General features: G+C 44.5%; 17 protein-coding genes. 9 read left to right on the top strand and 8 right to left on the bottom strand.

Annotation, left to right across the window (positions count from 1 at the left end; all coding sequences use genetic code 11):
* Positions 1–44: 44 nt before the first annotated feature.
* Complete coding sequence (ftsH, locus tag R7Q48_RS13220) at positions 45–2,018, bottom strand: ATP-dependent zinc metalloprotease FtsH (RefSeq protein ID WP_213987384.1); 1,974 nt, start codon at positions 2,016–2,018, stop codon at positions 45–47.
* A gap of 108 nt (positions 2,019–2,126) precedes the next feature.
* Complete coding sequence (gene rlmE, locus R7Q48_RS13215; protein ID WP_005388985.1) at positions 2,127–2,756, bottom strand: 23S rRNA (uridine(2552)-2'-O)-methyltransferase RlmE; 630 nt, start codon at positions 2,754–2,756, stop codon at positions 2,127–2,129.
* Between the two features lie 138 nt (positions 2,757–2,894).
* Between rlmE and yhbY the strand changes: the two genes are divergently transcribed.
* On the top strand, positions 2,895–3,191 hold the full coding sequence (yhbY, locus tag R7Q48_RS13210; protein ID WP_005380066.1) for a ribosome assembly RNA-binding protein YhbY: 297 nt from the start codon (positions 2,895–2,897) through the stop codon (positions 3,189–3,191).
* An 84-nt stretch (positions 3,192–3,275) separates the two neighbouring features.
* Here the strand turns inward: yhbY and greA are convergent, their stop codons facing one another.
* Complete coding sequence (gene greA / locus R7Q48_RS13205; protein ID WP_005380065.1) at positions 3,276–3,749, bottom strand: transcription elongation factor GreA; 474 nt, start codon at positions 3,747–3,749, stop codon at positions 3,276–3,278.
* 545 nt (positions 3,750–4,294) lie between these two features.
* Here greA and R7Q48_RS13200 point away from each other — a divergent pair.
* On the top strand, positions 4,295–5,317 hold the full coding sequence (locus R7Q48_RS13200) for a porin (protein ID WP_005380064.1): 1,023 nt from the start codon (positions 4,295–4,297) through the stop codon (positions 5,315–5,317).
* 186 nt (positions 5,318–5,503) lie between these two features.
* The gene (gene dacB, locus R7Q48_RS13195; protein ID WP_318132326.1) at positions 5,504–6,925 is read left to right on the top strand and encodes a serine-type D-Ala-D-Ala carboxypeptidase; all 1,422 of its coding nucleotides are present in this window, start codon (positions 5,504–5,506) and stop codon (positions 6,923–6,925) included.
* On the opposite strand, the gene R7Q48_RS13190 is transcribed toward dacB, so the two are convergent.
* The gene (locus R7Q48_RS13190) at positions 6,904–7,749 is read right to left on the bottom strand and encodes a magnesium transporter (protein WP_005380062.1); all 846 of its coding nucleotides are present in this window, start codon (positions 7,747–7,749) and stop codon (positions 6,904–6,906) included. The two genes, dacB and R7Q48_RS13190, sit on opposite strands and share 22 nt — an antisense overlap.
* Before the next feature lie 418 nt (positions 7,750–8,167).
* Positions 8,168–9,355, bottom strand: coding sequence for a tyrosine--tRNA ligase (gene tyrS / locus R7Q48_RS13185; protein WP_017820416.1), 1,188 nt, complete (start codon positions 9,353–9,355; stop codon positions 8,168–8,170).
* Positions 9,356–9,485: 130 nt separating this feature from the next.
* On the opposite strand from tyrS, the gene R7Q48_RS13180 reads away from it, so the two are divergent.
* Complete coding sequence (locus R7Q48_RS13180) at positions 9,486–10,778, top strand: peptidoglycan DD-metalloendopeptidase family protein (protein WP_054579093.1); 1,293 nt, start codon at positions 9,486–9,488, stop codon at positions 10,776–10,778.
* 63 nt (positions 10,779–10,841) lie between these two features.
* Here R7Q48_RS13180 and vmeK read toward each other — a convergent pair whose 3' ends face one another.
* The 3 genes from vmeK to erpA form a co-directional block, all read right to left on the bottom strand.
* The gene (gene vmeK / locus R7Q48_RS13175; protein ID WP_213871659.1) at positions 10,842–13,946 is read right to left on the bottom strand and encodes a multidrug efflux RND transporter permease subunit VmeK; all 3,105 of its coding nucleotides are present in this window, start codon (positions 13,944–13,946) and stop codon (positions 10,842–10,844) included.
* Between the two features lie 9 nt (positions 13,947–13,955).
* Complete coding sequence (locus R7Q48_RS13170) at positions 13,956–15,071, bottom strand: efflux RND transporter periplasmic adaptor subunit (RefSeq protein ID WP_256903016.1); 1,116 nt, start codon at positions 15,069–15,071, stop codon at positions 13,956–13,958.
* Positions 15,072–15,176: 105 nt separating this feature from the next.
* Positions 15,177–15,518, bottom strand: a complete 342-nt coding sequence (erpA, locus tag R7Q48_RS13165) for an iron-sulfur cluster insertion protein ErpA (protein ID WP_005380031.1) — start codon at positions 15,516–15,518, stop codon at positions 15,177–15,179.
* 246 nt (positions 15,519–15,764) lie between these two features.
* On the opposite strand from erpA, the gene hemL reads away from it, so the two are divergent.
* From hemL to R7Q48_RS13140, 5 genes are all read left to right on the top strand, one after another.
* Positions 15,765–17,060, top strand: coding sequence for a glutamate-1-semialdehyde 2,1-aminomutase (hemL, locus tag R7Q48_RS13160; RefSeq protein ID WP_136976647.1), 1,296 nt, complete (start codon positions 15,765–15,767; stop codon positions 17,058–17,060).
* Between the two features lie 345 nt (positions 17,061–17,405).
* Positions 17,406–18,491 carry an AI-2E family transporter gene (locus tag R7Q48_RS13155; protein ID WP_256903015.1) on the top strand — a complete coding sequence of 362 codons (1,086 nt, stop codon included), beginning with the start codon at positions 17,406–17,408 and terminating at the stop codon, positions 18,489–18,491.
* Positions 18,492–18,567: 76 nt separating this feature from the next.
* Positions 18,568–19,593, top strand: coding sequence for a 16S rRNA (guanine(1207)-N(2))-methyltransferase RsmC (gene rsmC / locus R7Q48_RS13150; RefSeq protein ID WP_005386543.1), 1,026 nt, complete (start codon positions 18,568–18,570; stop codon positions 19,591–19,593).
* A 226-nt stretch (positions 19,594–19,819) separates the two neighbouring features.
* Positions 19,820–23,206, top strand: a complete 3,387-nt coding sequence (locus R7Q48_RS13145; RefSeq protein ID WP_256903014.1) for a response regulator — start codon at positions 19,820–19,822, stop codon at positions 23,204–23,206.
* Between the two features lie 780 nt (positions 23,207–23,986).
* Positions 23,987–25,669, top strand: coding sequence for an ABC transporter substrate-binding protein (locus R7Q48_RS13140; RefSeq protein WP_005380037.1), 1,683 nt, complete (start codon positions 23,987–23,989; stop codon positions 25,667–25,669).
* The last annotated feature ends 132 nt before the right edge of the window (positions 25,670–25,801 follow it).

The raw sequence follows: 25,801 nt of genomic DNA, 5'->3' as shown, positions 1-25,801 counted from the left end.
CAAAAACCCCGAGATAACTCGGGGTTTAATATTATCGATACTCTTTATTCAGAGTCTTTCTTTTCAGGCGCTTCGTTAGAAGTTGTTCCAGAAGAGCTAGGCTGTTCTGCATCTTTCGCAGTATCCATTGCTTCTTCTTTAACTTCTTGCTTTGCTTGAGGCTTGTCGCTGTCTTCTGTTTTGCTTGCTGAGTTATCACTCCAGCCCGCAGGCTCACGAATTTCAGCTTTGCGCTCCATTAAGTCATCAATCTGGCGAGCATCAATGGTTTCATACTTCATCAGCGCATCTTTCATCGCATGCATGATATCCATGTTCTCTTGAAGAATCTTCTTCGCACGATCGTAGTTGCGGTCAATGATCTGACGAACTTCGTCATCAATCAACTTCGCTGTATCGTCAGACACATGTTTAGTCTGAGTTACACTACGTCCTAAGAACACTTCGCCTTCATCTTCTGCATACAGCAGAGGGCCAAGCTTTTCAGAGAAACCCCATTGAGTAACCATCTTACGAGCAATATCTGTTGCGCGCTCGATATCATTAGAAGCACCGGTTGATACTTTGTCAGCACCGTAGATAAGTTCTTCTGCTAAACGACCACCATACAAGCTAGAAATCATTGATTCTAGGTGTTGGCGAGACATACTCACGCGGTCCTGCTCTGGAAGGTACATTGTTACACCCAACGCACGACCACGTGGAATGATAGACACTTTGTACACTGGATCGTGTTCAGGAACCAAGCGACCAACAATCGCGTGACCCGCTTCGTGGTATGCGGTTGACTCTTTCACTTCCTCAGACATCACCATTGAACGGCGCTCAGCACCCATCATGATTTTGTCTTTCGCCAGTTCAAACTCAACCATAGAAACGTTGCGCTTGTTACCGCGCGCAGCAAACAGGGCTGCTTCGTTAACTAAGTTTGCTAGGTCAGCACCAGAGAAGCCTGGAGTACCACGTGCGATGAGAGAAGGCTCTACATCACCCGCTAGAGGGACCTTACGCATGTGAACTTTTAGGATCTGTTCACGGCCACGTACATCTGGAAGACCAACTACCACTTGGCGGTCAAAACGACCAGGACGCAGTAACGCAGGGTCCAGCACATCCGGACGGTTAGTCGCAGCGATAACGATAATACCTTCGTTACCTTCGAAACCATCCATCTCAACGAGCATTTGGTTTAGTGTTTGTTCACGTTCATCATGACCACCACCAACACCTGCGCCACGTTGACGACCTACCGCATCGATCTCATCGATAAAGATGATACAAGGTGCGGCTTTCTTTGCTTGTTCAAACATGTCACGCACACGAGATGCACCAACACCAACGAACATTTCTACGAAATCAGAACCAGAGATAGTAAAGAATGGTACTTTCGCCTCACCGGCAATGGCTTTCGCTAGAAGCGTTTTACCCGTACCAGGAGGACCAACCATTAGAACACCCGTTGGAATCTTACCGCCCAGCTTTTGGAAGCGGCTTGGATCGCGTAGGTAGTCCACCAGCTCTTTCACGTCTTCTTTTGCTTCGTCACAACCTGCAACGTCAGCAAAAGTTGTCTTGATTTGTTCTTCGCTCATCATTCGAGCTTTGCTCTTACCAAAAGACATGGCGCCTTTACCACCGCCGCCTTGCATTTGACGCATGAAGAAAATCCATACACCAATTAGTAAGATCATTGGGAACCAAGAGATGAAGATAGTACCCAGCAAGCTTTGCTCTTCTGGAGGCGTGCCTTGTACTTTCACGTTTTGGTTAATTAGGTCATCTAGAAGCTTTTGGTCATACACTGGCATGTAAGTGACCATTTTGGCACCGCCGCCACGACGAACAAAGCTAATTTCACCGTCTTTAAAAGTTGCTTCTTGAATCTGGCCTTGGCCAACTTCCTGTACAAACGTGGTGTAATCCACGGTTCTGCCATTGCTTTCTCCAGGGCCAAAGCTCTGGAATACCGACATCAATACGACGGCGATAACAAGCCACAGAATTAAATTTTTTGCCATGTCACTCAAGGTGTAAGCCTCTCGATAACTAATTGTAATTAAAGGTAGGGTACTACAGTTCATTAACTGTAGCTATAGTGTTAACACGCTCTCAAGAGAGCAAAATGGTTAACCTTTGTAACCAGTGGCTACGACGAAGACCTCTCGAGAGCGAGCTCGCGATGAGTCTGGTTTTCTAATTTTTACGGCTTTAAACATGTCTCGGACTTCTTTCACATACTGATCGAAGCCTTCCCCTTGGAAAACCTTTACGACAAAGCTACCATTAGGCGCTAGAACTTGTCGACACATATCTAAAGCTAATTCAACTAAATACATAGCGCGAGGTTGATCAACAGAATTGTTTCCCGCGATGTTAGGCGCCATATCAGACATTACTACGTCTACCATGGAAGGTTGGATCCTTTCTAGCAAAGCTTCCAATACCGCATCATCACGAAAGTCGCCTTGTAAAAAGCTAACGCCAGCAATCGGGTCCATAGGAAGCAAGTCACACGCGATGATCTGACCACTGTCCCCTACTATCTTAGCAGCATATTGAGACCATCCGCCCGGCGCAGCCCCCAAGTCGACGACTGTCATTCCAGGCTTTAACAATTTATCTTTCGTTTGAATCTCATCGATCTTGAAATAAGCACGTGAGCGGTAGCCTTTTTTTCGGGCTTCATTCGCGTATTTATCATCAAAGTGTTCTTTCAACCAACGACCAGAACTAGCCGAATGTTTTTGTTTACTCATTTTAATCCCAACAAGGCACAAATTGGAGCTATTGTTTTAATAGGCGCTACCTATTACTCAATAAATTATAGTCTTCAGCAATAGATGGCGTTAAAATAGCTTTTTTCAACCCTTATTTTAAAGAAAATTGGCCGCGTAATGAACCTAAGCACCAAACAAAAGCAGCACCTTAAAGGCCTAGCTCACAGTTTAAAACCTGTTGTGCTAATGGGCGCAAATGGACTTACAGAAGCCGTGCTAGCAGAAATTGAAATCGCTCTTAACCATCACGAACTTATCAAAGTAAAAGTTGCTTCGGAAGATCGTGAAACAAAACAGCTAATCATCGACGCTATCGTACGTGAGACGGGCGCTGAAAAAGTTCAGACTATTGGTAAAGTGCTTGTGCTATACCGCCAGTCTGAAGAGCGTAAAATCGAAATCCCTCGTAAGTAACTCTACTTACGTTGCTGAAGAAAAAAGGTCGCCTGAGGCGACCTTTTTGCGTTTTATCAGGGCAGTAATGCTACTCCAAACGACCTAGATATATTCTACTCGGTCAATTTCGAAGTCTTTCGCGCCACCCGGAGTTTGAATAGCAACTTCATCGCCTTCCATCTTGCCAATCAGGCCACGAGCAATAGGTGAGCTCACTGAAATGCGACCTGCTTTGATATCGGCTTCGTCATCACCAACGATTTGGTACGTTTTTTCTTCTTCGGTGTCGATATCAATCAAGGTTACGGTTGAACCAAAAATAACTTTACCCGTGTTCTCCATCTTCGTTACATCAATAACTTGAGCAACTGACAGTTTGTATTCAATGTCACGGATTTGTGCTTCACAAATGCCCTGCTCTTCACGAGCGGCGTGATATTCAGCATTCTCTTTTAAATCACCTAGCTCACGAGCTTCAGCAATTGCCTCTGAGATCTGAGGACGTAGTTTAAGTAGACGATCGAGTTCTGCACGTAGCTTTTGCTCGCCACGTAGTGTCATTGGAACTTTTTCCATTTTATAACCTCAAGCCCAAATGGGTCTTTGGACAAAAAAAGCCCACCCTGTCATAGGACTGGGTAGTGCGCTTAAAGATGTATTTCGTTTAGTGTAAACAAACTCCCGGACGAAATCATCTTAATTCGAAAGACAGCAAGACTATGCCTTTTCGGCATAATGATATAACTCACTTTTAGAGCGGTTCTAGGGCGAATCACCTTCTCAATTTATTGAAAAACAACACTGTTCATTACACCAAAAACCTCAAAAAAGATAAAAACTAATCAATGTCAGGCCAATGTCATTGCCAATAATTTCAATTAAAAACAGTAATTTAAATAAAAACAACACACAATTGAACAGTGTTCATCAGTGGGATTTATATCATTTTACTAACTCATACGGAAACTTTAGCAGTAAAACATGTCCAGCGAGTTGTTAGATCAATGGCTTACAAGTGCGAACTATATCGCTCAATTAGCCAATTTTGGACCAACAACTTGTGAGAGATCACCTCTCCCCCATACAACAATGATTATGGACAGCTAACTAGGACAAATAAGATGAAAAAGACTCTAATTGCTCTTTCTGTATCTGCAGCAGCTATGGCAACTGGCGTAAACGCAGCTGAACTTTACAACCAAGACGGTACTTCTCTAGAAATGGGCGGCCGTGCTGAAGCACGTCTATCTATGAAAGATGGCGACGCTCAAGACAAATCTCGCATCCGTCTAAACTTCCTTGGTAAACAAGAAATCAATGACAACCTATACGGTGTTGGTTTCTGGGAAGGTGAATTTGAGACTGCTCAAAACGGTACTGTAGACGGCGACGACAAGAGCGATCTAGAAACTCGTCTTGCTTACGCTGGTCTTGGCGGTGCTTACGGTGAGTTCGCATACGGTAAAACTGAAGGTGCACTAGGCGTTATCACTGACTTCACAGATATCATGGCTTACCACGGTAACTCTGCAGCAGACAAACTAGCTGTATCAGACCGTACAGACAACATGATGGCTTACAAAGGCCAGTTTGAAAACCTAAGCGTAAAAGCAAGCTACCGCTTCGCTGATCGTATGGAAAACAAAAACACTGGTGAGTACTACGACAACAAACAAGACGGTTACTCTCTATCTGCAATCTACGCTCTAGCTGACACTGGTCTTGAGCTAGGTGCTGGTTACGCAGATCAAGACAAAGCTAACGAGTACATGCTAGCTGCATCTTACACAATGTCTGATCTTTACTTCGCTGGTGTATTCACTGACGGCGAGAAAATGGAAGATTCAAACAACAGTAACACAGTTGATTACACTGGTTACGAGCTAGCGGGTGCTTACACTCTAGGCCAAACAGTATTTACAACATCATACAACAATGCAGAAACTAACAACGAAACTTCTGCAAACAACTTCGCTGTTGATGCTTCTTACTACTTCAAGCCTAACTTCCGTGGTTACATTTCTTACAACTTCAACCTGATTGATGCAGGTGACAAGTTTGGTTCAACTGACACTAGCAAAACAGTTGCAACTAAGATCGATGCTGAAGACGAGCTAGCTCTAGGTCTACGTTACGACTTCTAATTCCGGTCTTTGACTAGAATATCGAATGCCCGCTTTAAGCGGGCATTTTTTATACTTCATTTTAAGCAGCGCGCCTTTCTCTCGTGTCTCATTCATGAAGACATTTGAAGCATTTCTTTAGTTACCTAGCATATTGAAAGGACTTGCGTATACTCAATCACATAACTCACCTTAGAAAGTATCATTATGCGTTTACGTTGGCTCTTGCTCATATTCTCTTCATTACTTTCTGCTTTTTCACAAGCGTACCCTCATCAAGAGGTGTTGCCTGAAGGCGCCCGCATCAGTTTAGTTGCGGAGAAACTCAGTGAAAATGCTGAGCTTGACGGTGTTCATCCTACCGAACAACTGTTCCCACCAGCGAGTACATTAAAAATCGTCACCGCATTAGCCGCAAAGCTAGAACTGGGTGATAATTTCCGGTTTCGAACCAAGCTGGAAACGTCGAACTCAGATGCAGTGATTTACTTTGTCGGCGACCCAACACTCCAAACCAACGACTTAAAATCACTTCTCACTCTAGCTAAGAAAAATGGCTTAAAACGGATTAACGGTGACCTATGGCTCGATAACAGCGCATTCACTGGTTATAACCGTGCGGTGGGCTGGCCGTGGGATATCTTGGGAGTTTGCTACAGCGCTCCGGCATCGACCATCACACTCAATAACAACTGTGTACAAGCCTCTATCTATACACAAAAAGATGGTGGAACGCGGGTCTACGTACCAGAGCATCAACCTATTCGTGTCACAAGTACCGTAGAAACAGTTTCTAAAACCATTAAGAAAAGTCGTCATTGTGACTTAGGTTTAGTTGCAAATCCCGATAACAACTACAAGCTAACAGGGTGCTTGGTTGAAAGAGACAAACCATTGCCACTGAAATTTGCGGTTCAAGACCCTGAGCGTTACACCAGTCAAAGGTTGGCGACTTTGCTCAAGGAGCTCAACATTGGGGTATCAGGAAAGATTAGGGTCGGTACGGCGCCAGAAAAGCAGCGAAAGCTCATCGCAATGCATCAATCAAAGGCCTTACCAGACATTCTTGAAGATATGCTCAAAAACTCTGACAACTTGATTGCCGACACATTAACCAAAACACTTGGTGCTAAATTTTTCGTTCAGCCAGGCAGTTTTACTAACGGTACAGAAGCGATCAAGCAGATCATTTTCGCCAACACTGGTATTGATATTCGTAATGCGCGCCTAGAAGACGGCTCAGGACTTTCGCGAAATAACCGGATCTCCGCGACCAAGATGGCTGAAATGCTGCGCTATATTTGGAAGCATGAAAACGAACTCAAATTGATTGCCATCATGCCGAAATCAGGTGAATCCGGCACATTAAAGTACCGACAAAGTATGCGAAAACTTCCAATTAAAGGACAGCTGATAGCGAAAAGTGGCTCTATCTACGGGACTTACAATATGGCTGGATATGGCTTGGATAAAAATGGTCAACCTAACACCATTTTTGTTCAGTTTGTTTCAGACTACTTCCCAGAAAAACGGGACGACAGCACACCTGTCATCGCCCCGATTACACATTTTGAGCAGCTTTTTTACAATGACATTGTGAACTTTAGTCAGGCAATACCTAAGAAATAGTTCACCACGTTAAAGTAAATCCACATTCCTGAAATATCGACGATAGACGCAAGAACTGGACTCACCAATACGGCTGGGTCCAACTTGCAAGCTCGTGCAATAATTGGCAACAGCCCGCCCAATGTTGTAGAAATGGTGACTTGAATGAACAGCGCAACTGCTATTGCCAGTGCGATATCGGTCAGTTCAAAGCCTCCTGTTGATTGTCCTGCACTAAACAACATAATGCGTCCAATCATCACGATAGCGATCGCTAGCGCAATAAATAGAGCGACTCGGCTCTCTTTCCACAAAACTTCTAACCATTGGCGCTTTTTTAACTCTCCAGTAGCAAGAGCACGAATCACCAAAGTTGCTGCTTGTGTTCCTGTGTTACCACCAGCAGCTGCAATCACTGGCATGTACACTGCAAGTAAAACAAGCTGACTAAGGGTGTCCTCATACTGAGCGATGATCAAGCCTGACACTATCCCTAAAAGAGCCAGCGCAATGATCCATCCAATACGCTGTTTTACATGCCCTAAAACACTAGTTGATAAATAACCATCGGGTGTATCAACTTCAGACATATGCAGACCCAGTTGGTGAGCATAATGACGTGCGCGTTTGTCATGACCTGCTTGCTCAAGTTGAGCAATAAGACTATTCACATAGCCGACAGAGCAATGCTGTAAAATACCTACAGCCTCATCAATCGGCATAACCGTAAGCAAATGGACTTGTTGCTCTTGCTCGTACTGCAAGAATGCATTGCGAGCTGCACCAATTTCTACTTCAGAAAAGTTTGGTGTTGTTTCAATAAAAGTGTTGTTCATTACCGTCATGGCGAATCTCCCGATTGGCATTGGTAACGACCATCGACAAAGCATGAAAAGCCACTCTTGCACGCTAAAAGTCAGACAACAATTAAGATGCACAGAGAAAACCAATGCGAATGCACTGTCTATTCAGAATGTATGAAGGAAATAACGAGAAGAAAATTAGAAAAGATGCCTCACCACTTAGGTAAGGCGGAGATCGCCAATACCGAAGCGGGTTATTTCGCTCCCTTAATCTTACTCACCCAACGACTGGGAGGATGGTCGGTATTGTTCATGTAAATCTCCGATAGCGCTGCCATTATTGGCAGCGCAAGTATAGTAACAAAGTTCATCAGGTATGGAAGTTTTACTTTGCCGTTTTTGCTAAATTTTCATACAAAAAAAGCGCCCTTCGGACGCTTTCATTTGCAGTCATTATGAATTACTGAATAGTAATACGAGCAAATTTACGTTTGCCTACTTGGAACACGTAAGTACCCGCTTCTGGAGCAAATTTGCTGTCCGCAATTTTTTCACCATCAATCTTCACAGCGCCCTGCTTAACCATGCGCATCGCATCTGACGATGATGGACATAAGCCTGCTTCTTTCAACAGATTACTCACTGGGCGACCTGCGTCAAAGTCAAACTCTGGCATTTCATCAGGAATTTGGTTCTTCGCAAAACGGTTTACGAATTCTTGCTCTGCTGCATCGGCATCGGCTTCACTGTGGAAACGAGCAATAATTTCTTTTGCTAGCAATACTTTGATGTCACGAGGGTTTTTGCCCGCTTCTACATCAGCTTTGAATTGAGCAATCTCTTCCAGAGGACGGAAAGAGAGCAGCTCGTAGTAGCTCCACATTAGGTCATCAGAAATAGACATAATTTTACCAAACATTTCGCTTGGCGCTTCGCTGATACCGATGTAGTTGTTTGCTGACTTAGACATCTTCTTCTCGCCATCAAGGCCCACTAGAAGCGGCATCATCAGTACAACCTGAGGTTTTTGACCGTGAGACTTTTGCAGTTCACGACCCATTAGAAGGTTGAACTTCTGGTCTGTACCACCTAATTCAACATCCGTTTCCATTGCTACTGAGTCCCAGCCTTGTAGAAGTGGGTACATGAACTCATGAATAGCAATTGGCTGACCACCCGCGTAACGCTTTTTAAAGTCGTCACGCTCTAGCATACGAGCAACGGTTTGGTTTGCCGCAAGGCGAATCATACCTTCTGCGCCCAGTTCAGACAGCCACTCAGAGTTAAACTGAATTTTAGTCTTTGCAGGATCGAGAATTTTGAACACTTGCTCTTTGTACGTTTCAGCGTTACGCAATACGTCTTCACGACTTAGCGGTGGACGAGTTGTGTTTTTACCTGTTGGGTCACCAACCATTGCAGTGAAGTCACCGATTAGGAACGTCACTTCATGACCTAGTTCTTGGAACAAGCGAAGCTTATTGAAAATAACCGTATGGCCTAGGTGAATGTCAGGTGCTGTTGGATCAGCGCCCAATTTAATACGTAGAGGACGGTCTTCTTTTAGTTTTGCGATTAGCTCTTCTTCTGGAATCAGCTCTTCAACACCGCGCTTAATCTCGGCTAGTGCAGCTTCAATGCTCGCCATTCTTGTTCACTCCCACAGATTTGGCAAAAATATAATAGCTGAACATATTACTTGAATAGCGATGCATTTTGAAACACGTTAGACTAGGTAGTTGTCACTTTTTCCGTTTAATTTAGCAATCAAGTACCTCATGCATTCGATTTTTGTCCGACTTCCACTCTTGCACAAAGTATTGATCGGTTTTTTTAGTGCGCTGATTATCTTCGCGCTCTTCTTTTTACCTGATCCGCAAGACCTAGACCCGCAGCAGAGCCGATTAAAAGTTGGTCAACATTATCCTGTGCCAGTTTCCCTCGAACTCAGTGCACTAAATAGTTCATCGCCTGCGGTTCCCGCCGTGCTGCGCTGGGAGACATACAAGGTAAAAAATGGCGAGAGTGCTGCCATCTTATTTAGTCGCGTAGGGCTTTCTGCTCGTCTATTACATGAACTGGTGTCATCAGACAAAGAAGTGGAAAAACAGTTAACTCGGCTTCGACCTGGTGACCGATTGCAATTTGGTTTTGACGAAAATAACAACTTGGTGCAGCTAAGAAGAACACTAAGCGCGTTCGAGACTTTTCGTATCACATTAAAAGACGGCAAGTACGTTTCTGAAGTTGATAAAAAAGAAGTCGACTTCCAGTACAACTACGCTGAAGCCACCATCAAATCAAACTTTTGGAATGCAGGAATATCTTCTGGATTAAATGGTAACCAAATCATGGAACTGGCTGGCATATTTGGTTGGGACATCGACTTTGCTTTAGATATTCGTAAAAACGACAGCTTCCGAGTACTTTACCAAGAGGAAGTGGTAGAAGGTGAAGTAATCGGCCGTGGAAAAATCATTGCTGCGATCTTTAAAAACCAAGGCGATACCTTTACCGCAATATTGGATCAGAAAAGTGGCAAGTATTACGACGAAAATGGGCGTGCAATGAAAAAAGCATTCTTACGCGCGCCGTTGGACTTCCGTCGAGTTTCGTCTAATTTCAACCCACGCCGCTTACATCCAGTGACGGGACGCGTTCGTCCTCATAGAGGCACGGACTATGCGGCACCAGTGGGCACCCCGATTTGGGCGGCTGGTGATGGCGTTGTTCAAAAATCGTCTTACAACAAATTTAATGGTAACTACGTTTTCATTAAACATAGCAATACTTACATTACCAAGTACCTGCACTTAACCAAACGTACTGTACGAGCTGGTCAACGCGTTAAGCAAGGCCAAACCATTGGTACGCTTGGCGGAACTGGCCGTGTAACTGGCCCTCACCTGCACTATGAGTTCCTTGTGAATGGTGTCCATAAAAACCCGCGCACGGTGAATTTGCCACAATCTAAATCCCTGACAGGCAAAGCGAGACAAACTTTCATGGCAAACGCGAAAATTAGCATGGACAAGCTTGAACGCTACAGCAAACTGCTAGCAATGAAGTAAGCCAGGTATTGAAAAGGGCAGCGAAGCTGCCTTTTTGTTTTGTCGATATCATCACGATAAAGCTTACTGTTCGGAGTGATGCTCTCTCCCGAGCATAAGCAAACACGGTGTCAGAACTAACGTTAGCAAAGTCGCAAACGCCAAACCACCCGCGACAGCGGTCGCAAGCTGAGACCACCATTGAGTGCTTGGTGCGCCAAACTCCACTTTCTGATTAACTAAGTCGATGTTCATTTCTAACACCATTGGCAATAAGCCTAATATGGTGGTCACCGTCGTAAGTAAAACGGGTCTTAAACGCTGCACACCCGTACGTAAAATAGCCTCAGATTTTTCTAAACCACGTTTACGCATCTGATTATAAGTATCGATTAAAACAATATTGTTGTTTACCACGATACCAGCCAACGCAATCACTCCAATTCCCGACATAATGATGCCAAATGGCTTTTGGAAAATAAGTAATCCAGCGAAGACACCAACGGTAGAAAACAGCACTGCACTAAGGATTAAGAAAGCTTGATAAAAGCTATTAAACTGCGTAATTAAAATCAAAGCCATCACACCAAGCGCGACAATAAAAGCATTTTGCAAGAATGCTGATGAGTTTTCCTGCTCTTCATTTTGACCCCGAATCTTATATTCAATGCCTTCCGGTAAGTCGAGCTGTTCCATTCCAGCGGCAATCTTAGGTAACTCAAGCGCCAAATTGTAACCTTCCACCATATCCGCTTTAATATTGATAACTCGATGACCGTCGACCCGACGAATAGTGTCTTGCTTATGATCTGGTTTGATTTGAGCAAAATTCGTAATCGGTACCAGACCAGCTGCCGTTTTCACTCTCAGTTGATCAAATCGACCTATGTCGCGCTTATCTTGCGGATAGCGCACCAAAATATCGACTTCTTCATCCGCATCATCGGGCAAATAATCGCCTATTTTCAAGCCGTTCGTAACAAACTGGACGGTATTCCCGACTAAGGTAGCATCCGCTGCAAAGCGAGAAGCGTCATCTCGCTGGATATCAATTTGCCAATCAATCCCTTCCTTATTAGTGGTATCACTCAAGTTGGTCAGTGCAGGATTACCATCAGCCCAATGTCGTACTTTTTTGGCCGCTTCATCTAACGCACTAACACTCAAATTTCGTGATGATACTTCAATCACGAGATCATGCTCGACAGGCGGTCCTGCGTCCGGGAATTTATACTCAAGTTCAACACCATAAAAGCGGTCTGTCGTCTCTTTTAGTTCCTCAATAATGGTTTTCACTTTGCGTCGATACTGCCAATCCACAGGCGTTATTTGAATCTGGCCAATCTCGTCCCCATTATCGCTCGCTCCTGTGCGCGTGTAGACACTTTCAAACTCGTCATGACCGAGCATCACCTTCTCGATTTCGCGCATAACAACATCTTTTTCGTGAATAGACAGGTCACCATAAGAACGAACTTTAACGGTAAAAAAGGCAGGGTCCACTTCAGGGAAAAACTCTGCACCCAAGCCAGCTTTGTTGTAAGTGAATCCGACACCTGCCGCTAGCAGTATCGCGCTGAGTAAGACTTTCCATGGATGACGAATCGCTACCGACAGAGTCTGGTAATAAAGCTTGGTAATGCCAGTCGCTTTTTCAAAGTTGCCGTTATGCAGCTCCACCATTTCTCGCTGAGCTTTCTGATTGACTACTTGAGGCTTGCCAATGATCCCACCGATGACAGGAACGAACAATAAAGCCATCATCAGCGAAGCGGCCAAGGTAGCAATTAAAGTAAGTGGTAAGTACTTCATGAACTCACCAGTGATGTCTGGCCAGAAAAGTAACGGAGCAAACGCAGCCAATGTGGTTGCTGTGGATGCGGTAATAGGCCAGGCCATTCGCTTTGCTGCATCTCGATAGGCTTCTTTACGTGGCGTTCCTTCTTGCATGCGCCGATCTGCAAACTCTGTCACCACAATGGCACCATCCACCAACATGCCTACCGCCATAATTAAAGCAAACAGTACGACGATATTGACCGTCAGCCCAAATACCGATAACACCAACAACCCAGTCAAGAACGATCCTGGAATAGAAATCCCCACGAGAAGCGCGGTCCTAACCCCCAATATGGCAATAATGACGATAACTACGAGGATAATTGCGGATAAGATATTGTTTTGTAGATCACTGAGCATCAATTTGACATCGTCGGATTGATCCCAAGTGTATTTAACTTGCAAATTGTCGGGCCACTCGGCGCGCTTCTGTCCCTGAGCCAGTACTTCTTTTACCAGCTCAACCGTTTCAATAATGTTTTCCCCTGCCCGTTTTTTTACGTCCAAAACGATGGCAGATTCGCCATCTAAACGAGCAAAACTTTCAGGATCGCGAAATGCACGCCGTACTGTCGCCACATCGCCAAAAGTGATCACCTCTTTGCCATTCACCTTGATCGGTAATTCAAGCACATCTTTCAGTGAATCAAAAACCGATGGGACTTTTACCGAAAAGCGTCCATATCCAGTATCGACAAACCCCGCAGCCACAACTCGGTTATTCAAGGCAATTAAATTATAGATATCCGCTTGATCGAGACCGTAGCTTTCCATCAATAGCGGATCGACAACTATTTCCACGATGTCTTCGCGATCCCCTGCGATTTCAACTTCAAGAACCTGACGGAAACTCTCCAAACGATCACGTAGCGTTCTGGCAATCTGTACAATGGTCCGCTCTGGTACGGTGCCATATAGAACAACAGTCAACACAGGCTCTTCAGATGCAAACGTGACTTCATTTACCGTTGGCTCATCACTGTCCTCTGGTAATTTTGGCTTTGCAAGATCAACCGCATCACGCACATCTGCCATCGCTTTATCAAGATCCACTCCAACACTAAATTCCAGCGTCACCGAAGCATGACCTTCTGATGCCACAGAGGTCATCTCTTTTACGCCTTCAATAGAGCGCAACTCTTGCTCTATTGGCCGAACTAATAAACGTTCGGCATCGACGGGAGAAATGCCTTGATGCCCAACAGAAACGTAGATAATAGGAATGGTAATATCTGGGCTCGATTCCTTGGGGATAGTGACGTAAGTAATGACACCGGCAATTAAGATCATCACCAGTAATGTCAGCATGGTGCGAGCGCGGGATAACGCAGCATCAATCAGAGTGTACATAAGTGCTCCTTACTGCTCACTAGCCGCTTCAACAACTACGTCATCAACTTTATTGGCCAGTACTTGATCACCATCTCGCACAAAACCTTGTCCCAGCACGATAATGTCTGCACGCTCTCCTAACCCAGAGAGCCACACACCATCATCCTCGGCCTTAACGAGTTGAATTGGAACAAACTCAACATACTCATTACGCAGTGTCTTGACACCTAAGTTACCTTCTTCATCTAGTGCTAACATGGCAGCCGTAACCTTTACTGCCAACACTTCACTCAAAGGCAGCTGTACTTCTGCGCTCATACCGGCAGGAATTCTTGCGTCTTGATTATCAATTTCGATTTCAATTGGAAATGTATTAGTAGAAGCAGAAGAAACACGTCCAATGTAGCGCACACGACCTTGATGATGCTGTTGGTTAATGGTTCTTACGTCGGCTTCTAGGCCTTCCTTAAGATATTGTATATGCCGTTCACTGACATCGGCTTCAATCACTAAAGTATCCAAATCAATGACCGTCGCAATAGGATCGCCAATCCCGACAAAATCACCTAACTCAACAAAGTGATGATCTACGATGCCATCAAATGGCGCTTTAACCTCAGTATTTCTTAAAGCCGTTTGCACGTTACTCAAATTCGCACGTGCATCTACCAACGCTGCTTGCGCTGTCGCAAATGCAACCTCACCTTGCAGTCCGCGACTTTTTAGCGATTTAGCTGCATTAAACTCTTTCTCTTTAACCAACAGCATCGCCTGGGCCCGTTTAAGTTGAATGCCAAGGTCGCGCTTATCGATGTTTGCGATCACTTGTCCCTGTTTGACCGCTTGGCCTTTCTTTATGTTAAGACTGACTATTTTACCGGCAACTTCGGCGCCAAGACGCGCTTGACGATTGGGCGCTGTTCGTCCATACAATTCAATGGTTTTACTGGTAGGTTCGGCAAGAAAAGTATCAAACATCACCTTTGCAAGTGGTGTTGTGTTCGTGGATGTTGAAGAGTTAGGATGATCATCTTGTGCTTTGAGTTGGCCGATGGTTAGCCATGCAACAAGAAGTAAGACGAGGATAAGAGATACTAGCCAAGGGCGCTCGACAATTCGGCGTCCAAAAGAAAGTCCAGACATATAAAGTCCTTTTTATTATTTCTCTGCATATCTGCGAGCGTGCGCTTTACGTGACATCCTTCTACATAAAGCACAGGCAGCCATTAGCTGCCTGTTAGGTGTTAATTACACACTGAACGATGCACCACAACCACATGTTGTCGTTGCATTTGGATTATTTACGAAGAAGCGCGCTCCTTCCAACCCTTCTGTGTAGTCAACAATACCGCCAACGAGATATTGCAGACTCATAGGGTCTACAACCAGTGTTACACCACTGTTTACGATTGTCGTATCGCCTTCGTTTACATTTTCATCAAAAGTAAAGCCGTATTGGAAGCCGCTGCAGCCGCCGCCAGTAATGTATACGCGCAGTTTCAATGCTGGGTTTTCTTCTTCAGCAATCAATGCTTTAACGCGAGATGCTGCTGCGTCAGAAAAAGATAATGGTACGTTTACTTCGCTCACGAAGACCTCTCTCACTCGTGTAATGCGTCAAGCCTAAAGCAAGACGTCAAATTTGTGCTAATTGAGACGATTATCCAATACCTGACAAACTCGTTCAAGTATTCGCCGCCGATTCTTTATAACAGATGCGGATATATAAGATTACACTGCGAAACAACACATAAATTAAGCAAAACGTTTCTAACTTGATTATAGCTAGGTACAATGCGCTCCACTTGGTCCGAGCAATCAAAAGAGGATAACCCCATGACCAAATCATCAGAGCTGTATCAAAAAGCTCAGCAAACCATCCCTGGCGGTGTCAATTCACCAGTTCGTGCATTCAACGGCGTTGGCGGCTCTCCGCTATTTATCGAACGAGCAGACGGTCCACTGATTTTTGATGCCGATGGTAAAGCGTATATTGATTACGTTGGCTCTTGGGGTCCAATGATTCTTGGCCACAACCACGCAGTTATCCGCGAAGCAGTAATTGATGCAGCGCAACGCGGTCTTAGCTTTGGTGCGCCAACAGAACTTGAAATCGCGATGGCAGAATTAGTTTCTGAGCTTGTTCCATCAATGGATCAAATCCGCATGGTAAGTTCTGGTACTGAAGCTACGATGAGCGCGATTCGCCTTGCACGTGGCTTCACCGGTCGCGACAAGATCATGAAATTTGAAGGTTGTTACCACGGCCACGCTGACAGCTTGCTAGTAAAAGCAGGTTCTGGTGCACTAACTCTAGGCCAACCAAGCTCTCCTGGCGTTCCTGCAGATTTTGCTAAGCACACGCTAACAGCAACATTCAACGACCTAGATTCTGTACGCGAGCTATTTGCTGCGAACAAAGGCGAAATTGCTTGTATCATCGTTGAGCCAGTAGCAGGCAACATGAACTGTATTCCACCAGTGGAAGGCTTCCACGAAGGGCTACGTGAAATCTGTGATCAAGAAGGCGCGCTACTAATTTTTGATGAAGTAATGACAGGCTTCCGTGTTGCTCTAGGCGGCGCGCAAGCACACTACAACATCAAACCCGACCTAACGACACTGGGTAAAGTGATTGGTGGCGGTATGCCAGTAGGTGCTTTCGGTGGCCGTAAAGAAGTGATGCAATACGTTGCACCTACAGGCCCAGTTTACCAAGCTGGTACCCTTTCCGGTAACCCTGTCGCAATGGCAGCAGGCTACGCATGTTTGAACCTTCTAAAAGAAGAAGGCAACGAAAAGCGCCTAGCTTCTAAAACGAAACAACTTGCTGAAGGTTTTAAGTCTCTAGCAGAAAAACACGGTATTCCGCTAGTTGTTAACCAAGTGGGCGGTATGTTCGGCTTCTTCTTCACTGACCAAGAAAAAGTAACTTGCTACGAAGACGTAACGAAGTGCGATGTAGAACGCTTCAAGCGTTTCTTCCACTTAATGCTAAAACACGGTGTCTACCTTGCGCCATCTGCGTTTGAAGCGAGCTTTACTTCACTCGCTCATGGTTCAAAAGAGATTGATGCTACACTAGAAGCGGCTGACCGCTGTTTTGCTGTTCTTGCAGAAGAAGCGAAATAATCGCTAAAAACGGCGATAACGCATTTAGAAAAGGACCGTAACGGTCCTTTTTTATTGCCAATTCAAAATAACCAATATCGCTAATACCCCAACGACAATGCCAAACCACGGTATTCGCTTAGCTTTTTTCTCGGTTTGACACTTTTTATCACCGTTGCAACAACCCATAGCTCATCTCTTGATTGATAACCGACTGATTTGTAGTCATTATAGCAAGGTACATCGCCCTGCTCTAATTCGGCATTGTCATAAGCTTGAAAGAGTTAAGAGTGCAAAGTAATAAAGGTTACACGCCATCATTGAAGGCATAAACCGTAAACGTCACCTGTAAGTTGGACTAATACCATGCCAAATAATGTAAAAATAACGTCGAGTCACCGAGTACTAATGGTTGCTTTACTCGCCGCTGCTTTTGCTTGCTACTTATTGGTTGAGCCATATATCAATTCCATTGTGATGGCTTTTATCATTTCTTTGCTCATGTTTCCGATACACGAATGGTTTGAGCAGAAAATTCCCAAGCACCCAAATATGGCAGCACTGCTGTCATGTGTCGTCTTGACGTTTATTATTGTTATCCCGCTTTTATTTGTGTTTGCCGCCATTGTTCAGCAAGGCTCTGTTTTCTCACAAAATACATATAATTGGGTTACCAATGGTGGTATCCAAGATATATTCCAACATCCTTTCGTTATCAAAGGCTTAGCGATTGTTAATGAGTACTTACCTTTTGATAAAATCGAGCCCAAAGCCATTGCTGAGAAAATTGGTCAATTTGCCACATCGTTTGGCTCTAACTTAGTCGCTATCAGCGCAAAGATTTTAGGAGACGCAACCAACTTCCTAATGAACTTCTTCCTAATGCTGTTTGTGCTGTTTTTTCTGCTTCGTGACCACGACAAAATTATCTCTGCGATTCGTCATATCCTGCCACTCTCACGTAGCCAAGAAGACCGCATATTGACAGAGATAGAGCAAGTTTCTAAATCAGCCGTAATGGGCTCATTCATGACAGCGATTGCTCAAGGTCTGGCTGGCGGTATCGGTATGTGGCTAGCAGGCTTCCCTGGGTTATTTTGGGGAACGATGATGGGCTTTGCATCATTTATTCCAGTGATAGGAACCGCGCTAATCTGGATTCCTGCAGCAGCGTACTTGTTCTTAACAGGCGATATGACTTGGGCTATCTTCTTGACGGTGTGGAGTGTAGTTGTCGTTGGCTCTATAGATAACCTATTGCGCCCGTTGCTAATGCAAGGCAGCGCCGGCATGAATACCCTTATGATTTTCTTCTCATTACTGGGTGGTCTGCATCTGTTTGGTTTGATTGGTCTTATCTACGGCCCACTTATTTTTGCCGTGACCATGGTACTGTTTAATATCTACGAGGAAGAATTCAAAGACTTCCTTAACCAACAAGACAACAGCTAGTCACCGCTTAATCACTTCAAGCTTGGGGCAGATTGTGCGAAAATCTGCCCCAAATTATTTCTGATGAACCAAATTTATGTCTGCTTATATCGCTCCTAGCCAAATAGCTCAGCGCCAACTTGAATACTTCAACGGAAAACACGTTTTAGTCGCTGGTGAAGTTGAAGACCTATTTCCTCTTGAGTTAGTGGCTCATTGTGAGTCTGTTGAAGTGTTTACTTCCAACTATAGCTACTACCGCCAAATTCAAACCTCTGACAAAGTGAAAAGTCATTTTGGCTCTGTGTTTGATGTTGAAACAAAAGCAGACATGGTCCTTTTATACTGGCCAAAAGCAAAAGCCGAAGCAGAATACTTGCTGGCGATGTTGATGGCGAAACTGGGCATTAACACCGAAATCGTCATCGTTGGTGAAAACCGCTCCGGGATCAAGAGCATCGAGAAGATGTTCCAAGAATACGGCCCTGTGAACAAGTACGACTCTGCTCGTCGCTGCTCATTTTACTGGGGTAATTGCCTCAATGAACCAAAACCTTTCAACCAAGCAGATTGGTTTAAGTCTTACACTGTTACACTCGGTGAGAAGTCGCTAGCGGTTAAGAGCCTACCTGGCGTATTCAGCCATGGCGAGTTCGACTTAGGTAGCCGATTGCTGCTTGAAACCTTACCTAAGCTGTCGGGCAAAGTGCTCGACTTTGGTTGTGGTGCAGGTGTGCTCGGTGCGTTTATGGCGAAAGCGAATCCAGAGATCGCGATTGAGATGTGTGACATTAATGCTTATGCGATCACTTCTAGCCAAGCCACATTAGAAGCGAATGGTTTATCCGGACGCGTATTTGCATCAGATATATACTCGGATACCGCAAAAGACTACCGCTTTATCGTCAGCAACCCGCCATTCCACAGTGGTCTAGACACAAATTACAACGCAGCGGAAACCTTGTTGGGTCAGGCACCACAATATCTAACCAAAGACGGCGAAATGGTGATTGTCGCGAATAGCTTCTTAAAATACCCACCAATTATCGAGCGGGCGTTTAATAATTGCGAGACGCTAAATAAGACCAATAAATTTTCTATCTACTACGCGAAAAAATCATAACTTCCCCCCGCGCAGGCACAAACCTGCGCGATTTTTTCTCATAAATTCAACACTCATAAGAAAAACTGCGTCACCCTGCACGCTTTACAACTAACTTTCTTGTCAAAGAAAAAAAACTCGTTAATTTTGTTAATTCTATCTAGTTGAACATCTTATCCGTTTTTAACGAGAACCTCGGCAGCGAAGTATGTTTTAGAACTGCCCATTATGAGTTGTAATCTTATCCATGTTTAAATTCTACAAAAAACAGAAATTTAAGCGCCTTCAGAGTACACTGATGACCGCATTTCTGGTGCTCAGTATCACACCTCTTACCATTACTGCGATCTTTTTCTTGCAGTCCCACAGTAAAGATCTGCAAGAACAAAGCACCTCGCACTTACTGTCTGTTCGAGATACAAAACAGCAGCAAATCATCGACTACTTTGAGGCACGAGAAACCGAAGTCATGGGCTTTGTGCGCTCAGAGTTGGCTTACGCCAGTGGTGGCCGATTCTACGGTCTCGTCAATGCTTTTAGTCGTTTAGGCAATGATATTGAAGAGTCTCGTAAAAACGCCCAACAGCGCTACATCGAGGGCAGCGGAGACCAAATCAAAACCTCAACGTTACCCGAGTCATCCAACTATGTAGGAAGTGAACGTTACCGGCTTTTACATAAACGCTATCATTGGGCCTACTTAGAGCTCCTCAAGCGCTCTGATTTTAATGACATTTTACTGGTCGACATCAATGGTAACGTCACCTACTCGATCAACAAAGACGATAACTACGGAACGAACTTGTTATCAGGCCCCTACAAAGACTCGGCACTTGGCAAAACTTTCAAGCGTCTCGCCGATGATGTGACTGAACGTCGAAAAGTAAACGAAGACTACACTCCTGTGATTGTGTCTGACTTCGAGCTGGAAGGGGGGAAATCAGTCGCTTGGCTAGGTGCACCAATTGTTCAGCAAGGTTATCTACACAGCTATGCCATGTTCCGCTTGCCAAATAATGGCATCACTAAGTTAGCCGCAGACGCCAACCGAGAGTCATCCATTAACACCTTGCTGGTTGGAAATGATCACCAACCTCGCACAATTAACACGAAACAAGACGACATTAAGAACAGCTTAGAAGTGATCGATAAAGCACTCTCTGGTGCATTTGGTGTCGGCACTTACACAAACAGTTTAGGTGAAGAGATCATCGCGGCTTATGCACCGATTGAAACTCGTGGTGTGATTTGGGCGCTCGTCGTACAGTTACCAGAAAACGAAGCTTTCGCTCGTATCCATCAACTCGAAAAACTATTCGTTATCGCTATGTTGATCGCCATTATCCTTGTGGTGATCGCTTCTCACTATTTATCAAACTTTATCACTTCTCCGTTGCTGAAATTGACTTGGGTTGCCGAAAAGGTCTCTGCAGGGGATCTTGATGACACGTCTTTTAATACGGTTCGTAAAGATGAAATTGGTCGGCTTGCGTTAAGCTTTGAACGAATGCAACGCTCTATTCGAGAGAAGATTCAAACCATTAAGAAGCAAAATGAAGAACTAGAAAGCAACATACAGATCATTCAGAAACAGAATGAAGAACTGCAATTGGCCGATAAATTAAAAGATGAGTTCTTAGCCACGACTTCTCATGAACTTCGTACACCGTTACACGGCATGGTCGGGATTGCTGAAACCTTAGCGTCCGGCGCCAATGGCGCGATCCCCGCTAGCCAGAAATATCAGCTTGATATCATCATTAAAAGTGGTCAGCGTCTCGCTAATCTAGTCGATGACTTGTTGGATTATCATAAAATGCGTTATGGAAGCATGGATATCCAGAAATCAGCAGTGAGTTTGGGCAGTGCAACACGATTGGTTTTAGAGCTTTCTAGCCATTTACTCGGAAGTAAAACCATCCGCATCATCAACCAAGTCCCTGCGGATTTAAAAGCAGTGTCAGCTGACCCGCAACGCCTTGAACAAGTGCTATATAACCTGATTGGCAATGCGATTAAATACACCTCAGAAGGTAAAATTGTTATCTCCGCTAATGTGGTAGATGATCATGTACGCGTACAAGTTGTGGATACTGGACAAGGAATTCCCGCAGAACAACTTGAACATATTTTTGAACCACTCATCCAAGCAGGGCAAGACGCGAGCCGTTATCGTCAAGGTGCAGGACTTGGGCTCTCCATTAGCCGTCAATTGATCGAATTAATGGGAGGCTCGTTATACGTCAGTAGCCAACCAATGGTCGGAACTACCTTCAGTTTCACTTTACCGCTCGCCAGTGAAGAAGAAATCCAAGCAACCCAGACTCTAGCTGCGCACGGGCACTTCCAAATTCCTGAAGTTAATGTAGAGAACAGTGAAGACTTATCACTTCCAGAAAACCCAGACGGCCCGTTACTGTATGTTGCTGACGATGAACCAGTAAACTTACGCGTGCTTGAAAGCTTTTTACGTTTAGAGGGCTATCGTGTGCGTACCGTCTCCGATGGGCCAGAAACGTTAGCGCTCGTCGAGCAAGAGAAGCCGGAACTTCTGTTATTGGATATCATGATGCCAGGCATGAGCGGCTACCAAGTTTGTAGTGAACTACGTGAAACCTATGATCATGCCGAGTTGCCAATCATTATGCTCACCGCACTCAGTCAAACAGAAGATCGTGTAAGAGGTTTTGAAGCAGGAGCCAACGACTATTTATCGAAACCATTTAATAAACAAGAGTTGGCGGCACGTATCCAAGCGCATTTAACGGCAAGTAAAGCAGAAATGCGCCATATGGAAAACAAAGTGCTAGAGTCTGAACTTAGACAGCGTGCAGTCGTTGAAGCAAGCTTACTTGAGACTCAAGGTCGTTTGTTGGAACAGCTAGAATCGGCTCCTGAAGCTATCATCTGTCTACGTGAAGACAAGCGTATTCGCTTTGCTAACGAAGCTGCTTGTAAGCTATTCAAGCGCAGCTTAGAACAGCTAAAGCGCTCATCTGCTGATGAGCTGATTGCCCCTAAATATCTGACCGTCAAACAACCTCATTACTGTGGCAAGATTGATATCTATATTGAAGATATTCGTCAGAACATCGAAGCAGACATTCTTAAGCTCCCTGAAGGTTCAGGGTTAGATATCATGTACATCTTTAATGTCGGCGGTGGAGCCAGTGCCGCTCGCATACATAATCTAGAAACCGCCGTAGAAGTGCTTTCAAGTTATGCATTTGATGGTGACAAAGACCAATTGCAAAAGCTAAAAGAGCTTGGCGGAGAATTTACGCGCCTTGCAGACAAAGCGCTCGGTAATAAAAAAGACAAGCAAGAACTTATGCGAGAAGTTCTAGTAGACGCAATGACACATGCTTTAGAGTATTGGGAATCTGTAACGGGTGAAAGTAAGTTCGCATTTGCAGAGCAAAGTGGCTTGTGGCGCGTTTATCTAGACCGTAGTACTTTGCAAACACGCACTTTAGATAAATACATGCGTATAGAAACATTACCCAAAACACCACGTTGGAGAACGGTGCTAAGCTCGATAGAGTTCATTCTCGAACACTGCAAAGAACAGAGCCCCGAGAGAGCATACATAGAAGCACAACGAGATAAACTACAGCGACTATTGACCAGCTAATATTTATCAAAAAAACTAGCCCAGCGTGCATGCTGGGCTTTTTTGTTATTCAAGTATTCCCTTCCTAGAGATAAAAGAGACCGCCTCTTCCTACCCCATTAACATATTTCCAATAACGAACATTCGGTTAGACATCGCTATCTATTGTTGGTCTTCAAACGTACGATCTTATCCATTTAACTGGCCTTAATTAGGTAAGTTCGAGCAACCAAAAAACTTCATTCATACAATAAAAAAAGGACGACAAACGGAAGAAAACTGTCGATAAAAAAGGCCATTTTTCAGATAACAAGCGGATTTTGACGAACTATTGATAGAGATTGCGAACTTAATCACAACAGAACGGCAGATTAATTTTTAGCTGATTAATTAACACCATTTCTGCATGTGAGCGAGATCTCCGAACCTAGAAACCAAGCAAGAAACGTATATTTTAAATGGATCACCAGGTTAGTAATCACCAACACTCATTATTAACAAGGATATAAACTGCGACGCATATCAACGTTTATTTTTTGTCCCTCTACTGGTTAAAATTAGCCAAAATAACGTTTATAACGGAGAGCTCAGAGATTTTAACGTTTTTAACGGGAATCAAGTTTGATTATTTTATGGATAAGGTGTTTTCTTACTCCTGCCTAAGGCCTACAGGCCACTCTTGGCGAAACTCAATGTTGTAATGAGTAAGGCATGTACAAGAGGTAGGTCTTAGAGAGTGTTTATCAATTGATGACATTCAATTCCATTTAGTGAAATGAAAGCAAATAGTAAGGAACAGCTATGCTTGCCAATATTAAAAAAACAGCACTAGCAACAGCAATTATTGCAACGGCTACTACAGGTTTTGCATCGGTAGCTACTGCGGCTGAACGCAGTGAACTGACTATCCACCCTAAAGAGTTTACAACTTTCGTTCGTAACTTTAACCCTTTCTTGGGTGCAACTAACCTGCACACAACAACCGACTTTATTTACGAGCCGCTCGTTGTTTTTAACGAAATGCACGGTAACACGCCTGTATTTCGTCTAGCAGAAAACTTTACCATGGCTGATGACCTGATGAGCGTAACCTTCGATATCCGTAAGGGCGTAAAATGGTCTGATGGCAAAGCGTTTACCGCTGATGATGTTGTTTACTCTTTCAACCTAGTTAAAGAGAAGCCAGAGCTAGACCAATCTGGTATCAACTCTTGGGTGACTGGCGTAGAAAAAGTTAACGACTACCAAGTTAAATTCCGTCTAAGCGAAGCAAACTCAAACGTTCCTTACGAAATTGCGAAAGTACCCGTCGTACCTAAGCACGTATGGAGCAAAGTAAAAGATCCAGCAACATTCACAAACGAAAATCCAGTAGGCAGTGGTCCATTTACCGAAATCGACACTTTCACACCGCAGCTATATATCCAGTGTGAGAACCCGAATTATTGGGATGCAGACAACCTAGATGTAGACTGTCTGCGTGTGCCGCAAATCGCGAACAACGACCAATTCTTGGGCAAAATCGTTAACGGCGAAATGGACTGGACGTCTTCATTCGTACCAGACATCGACCGTACGTACGCTGCAGCAAGTCCGAATCACCACTACTGGTACCCACCAGCGGGTACTCAAGCATTTGTAGTGAACTTCAAAAACCCAGACGCTGCGAAAAACGAAGCACTAACTAACGTTGACTTCCGTCGTGCGTTCTCTATGGCGCTAGACCGTCAAACTATCATTGATATCGCTTTCTACGGCGGCGGTACAGTGAACGACTTCGCATCTGGCCTTGGCTACGCATTCGAAGCTTGGTCTGATGAAGAGACGCACAACAAGTACAAAGGCTACAACACATACAACGCGGAAGGTGCGAAAAAGCTTCTAGCTAAAGCTGGCTTCAAAGATGTAAACAAAGATGGCTTTGTGGATACACCATCTGGCAAGTCTTTCGAGCTCCTAATTCAATCACCAAACGGTTGGACTGACTTCAACAACACAGTACAACTAGCCGTTGAGCAACTAGCAGAAGTGGGCATTAAAGCTCGTGCTCGTACACCGGACTTCTCGGTATACAACCAAGCAATGCTAGAAGGTACTTACGACGTTGCTTACACCAACTACTTCCACGGTGCAGATCCACACTTGTACTGGGATAGTGGCTACAACTCGAAGCTACAAGCTGGTGACGGCATGCCTCGCTTTGCAATGCACTTCTACAAGAACGATAAGCTAGACGGTCTTCTTAACAGCTTCTACAAGACAGCAGATAAGCAAGAACAGCTAGAGATCGCTCATGGCATTCAGAAGATCATTGCTCAGGACCAAGTAACTATTCCTGTGCTATCTGGCGCGTACATGTACCAATACAACACAACTCGCTTCACTGGTTGGTGGAACGAAGAAAACCCTAAGGGCCGTCCAAACATTTGGGCAGGTATCCCAGAGCGTCTACTTCACGTACTGGACCTAAAACCAGTTAAATAAGTAGAAGTTCATTTAAAGCGGCATACATCCCGTGTGCCGCCTATAAAAATCCCTTGTTAACGAAACCAATATGTGGCGCTCGTCGTCAGGGGATTTTTCGCTCTAAATTTCGCTAGGAGCGACCTGAAACCA

This window comes from Vibrio sp. 378, from assembly GCF_033339435.1.
This window is presented reverse-complemented; position numbering and strand designations above follow the sequence as displayed.